Source organism: Stenotrophomonas sp. 2YAF22, from assembly GCF_052114665.1.
In the GTDB taxonomy this organism is placed as follows: Bacteria; Pseudomonadota; Gammaproteobacteria; order Xanthomonadales; family Xanthomonadaceae; genus Stenotrophomonas; species Stenotrophomonas indicatrix.
Map to the genome: position 1 here is coordinate 1 of NZ_JBFRFE010000711.1, position 1,977 is coordinate 1,977.

Consider the following 1,977-nt stretch of genomic DNA (forward strand, 5'->3'; position numbering starts at 1 on the left):
GCGCTTGACCACCCGGCCATGGATGCAATTGGCTGGCGCGTGTCGCCCGACGGCGACGTGCGGTTCTCGATCAACCAGGCGCCGCCGCTGATTCGCGAGCCGCGGCTGGACAATCGCCTGATTCCGGGGGTGCAGACGCCAACACGCATCGAGATGGCGGTGGCAGCCGATGGCACCCCCGCCATCGCGCTGAACGATCAACAGGACCGCGCCAGGCTGCGCCTGACCGTAACGCCGGAAGGCTACGGGGCCATCGAGTTCCTGGACGCGCAGGGCAGGGTGATCCATACCCTGGCGCCCGAAGCCCATCGGCAGTGATGGCAGGTTGTCACTGACGCAGCAATCGCCCAACTACCATGGAGCCGGCATGGACACTGAAATACGGCAGCTCGAAGAAGCGCTGCGCATCGCGATGCTCACCAGCGACGTGGCCGCGCTGGATGGCCTGATTGCAGACGCCCTGATCTTTGTGGGGCCTTCGGGCGAAGTGTTTGGCAAGCAGGATGATCTGGCCCTGCATCGTTCAGGGCGCCAGAAGCTGAGCATGGCCGAATGGCAATCGGTGGAGATTGCCCTGCATGATCAAACCGCTGTTGCACTCACCACTGCGGACCTGGCCGGAACCTTCGATGGCGCAGCCTTCTCTGGCCGCTTCAGGTACTGCCGCTTCTGGGGCAAGACGGCCGGTGTCTGGCAAGTGCTGGGCGGCTCGGTTGTCGCTCTGCCCGCAGCAATGGAGACAATCGCCTAGACAGCCGGCGGTGACTCATGGCCCGGGGTGGACGTTGTTCTCCGCATCCTCCATTCCCGGGCTGACCCGGCGGCCGATGTCCTTCAGCCTTGCCAGCTGGTCGACCATCGACGGTGCATCGTCCAGGCTGCCGACAAAGGTCCACAGGTAGGTCATCACCGCATAGACGTGGCCAGGGGTCACGCCATCGGTCGTGGCGAGGCGGCCGATGGTCAAGGCAAACAGCACCGCAGCAGCCGCGCCGACCACCACGAAGGCACCAGCCTCGCGATCGGACAGCAGGATGCGCAGTCGCGACAGGGTGCGGTAGTGGCGGCGCAGTACCGACGGGCCGACCCGGTCGACCAGCCGGATTTCATGCTCCAGCCGGTTGTTCAGGCGGCCGTGCAACTGCTCGTTGCGGCGAGCGAACGAGGGCAGCAACACCRGCGCACCGAGCAGGGCGATGAGGCTGGCGGCCCCCACCAGGGGTTCGATTGCCAGCAGCATCGCCGCCGCGCCGAACATGGAAACGAGCGCAGTGGCGATGATCGGCACGTGCTTCTCGAAGAAGTCGACGAACTCGCGGGCCAGTACCACCCGCGCCGCCGAGGTGGAGGTGGCCTGGCCCAGGCGCCGCTGCGCCTGCACCACGTTTACCGCCAGATCGGCGTAGATGCGGGTGAAGGTGCGTGTATCGACCGCACGGCGGGCGGCGCCTACCAGCCAGAACAGCAGCACCACGCCGGCGTAGGAAATGGCATGGCCGACGTTGCCACGGATGATCGCGTCCACCGCGAAGCCGGCGAACAGCGGATAGGCCAGCAGCAGCGCATTCTCCAGCGCCACCAGCGAAAAGGTGCCAGTGAGCTGCCAGGGGTAGGTGTGCAGGATGGCTTTCAGGGTGGCGGCCGCATTCTGCTGGCCGATGCTGCCGGCTGCGACGGCCGGATCGTGTGGGGGCTTCATGGGGACCTGGGCAGATCGAGGATGGGGCAGGGGATCGATGGAGGCATTTCCCCTGATCGCTGCCAGTATCTGCAGTCCTTTGGAGGGAGCATGGAGGAGCGATGGAGATTGCGTGGAGATGCTGGCAGCATTCAGCGACGGGTGTGCACCGGCCAGGGGAGCTCGACCCGGGGCGAGGCTCGGCATCCATCGGCAATCGAGCCCCTGCCATCGGGTATCTTAAGGGCCCTTTTCCCACCTCCCTTCAAGCGCCTACGCATGCATGCGAATCCGATGAC

General features: G+C 65.7%; 2 protein-coding genes and 1 pseudogene. 2 read left to right on the forward strand and 1 reads right to left on the reverse strand.

The genetic code is table 11. The features are described from left to right. A pseudogene (locus AB4Y84_RS20255) lies at window positions 1–318 on the forward strand (hypothetical protein); the annotation flags it as partial. Between the two features lie 7 nt (window positions 319–325). Beyond that, window positions 326–751: a nuclear transport factor 2 family protein gene (locus AB4Y84_RS20260; RefSeq protein WP_312785755.1), complete on the forward strand. Its 426-nt coding sequence runs from the start codon at window positions 326–328 to the stop codon at window positions 749–751. A gap of 15 nt (window positions 752–766) precedes the next feature. Here AB4Y84_RS20260 and AB4Y84_RS20265 read toward each other — a convergent pair whose 3' ends face one another. Beyond that, the gene (locus tag AB4Y84_RS20265) at window positions 767–1,699 is read right to left on the reverse strand and encodes an ABC transporter six-transmembrane domain-containing protein (protein ID WP_442250780.1); all 933 of its coding nucleotides are present in this window, start codon (window positions 1,697–1,699) and stop codon (window positions 767–769) included. Window positions 1,700–1,977 lie beyond the last annotated feature (278 nt).